This is a genomic window from Camelimonas sp. ID_303_24, assembly GCF_053543495.1.
Genome location: NZ_JBLLJM010000047.1, coordinates 1 through 620, shown reverse-complemented (window position 1 = coordinate 620; position 620 = coordinate 1). Strand labels below are relative to the sequence as shown.

Annotated in this window: 2 protein-coding genes; one reads left to right on the top strand and one right to left on the bottom strand. The window is 61.3% G+C overall.

The features are described from left to right. Positions 1-89: TetR family transcriptional regulator (locus ACERNI_RS17780; RefSeq protein WP_448834565.1), on the bottom strand; the 89-nt coding region annotated here is incomplete at its 3' end. A gap of 192 nt (positions 90-281) precedes the next feature. On the opposite strand from ACERNI_RS17780, the gene ACERNI_RS17775 reads away from it, so the two are divergent. Continuing rightward, positions 282-620 (top strand): EamA family transporter (locus ACERNI_RS17775; RefSeq protein WP_448834564.1); only part of this gene is annotated, 339 nt, incomplete at its 3' end.

Below are 620 nucleotides of genomic sequence, written 5' to 3'. Positions count from 1 at the left end.
TTGTAGAGGCTGGCGCCGGTGATCCGGGTCTTGTCGATAAGGTCGCGCACGGATGTTGCCTCGTAGCCATGGCGCCAGAAGCACTGCATTGCCGCGTCGAGCACGGCTTCCTCATCGAATTCTCTTGGTCTTGCCATCCGGCGCTCTCGCAAAATTCCAGCTTCGCGTCTTGCCATATTGTCCGCGCCGATGCATTCTAGAACAAGTGAACTAAAACTCAAGGTGTGACCGCCGTCATCGTTTCTCCGTCGGCAGCCTTGGACGATCCAAAGGCTGGAATCATGTTTGCCCAGGAGGCGATTGAAGCTACACGAGCGGAACGCATGGCGTCATGGCGGGGCACGCGGCTTGAGGGTCTGCTCTGGGCTGCGCTATCGGTCGCGATCTTTTCAGGCTGGTTCGTGGTGACCCGGTTTAGCGTCACGCACGAACTGCAGGTCTGGGACGTGACCGCGCTTCGCTTCGGCGTGGGCGCCGTCCTCCTCGCCCCGGCGGTCCTGCGTCGCGGCGCGCGCCTTCCCATGTCCGCATGGGGTGAGGGGTTTTTGTTTGCATTGCTGTGGGGCGCACCCTTCGTGCTTCTTGTGGCGCTCGGGCTCAAACTGACTTCGGCGGCTCAG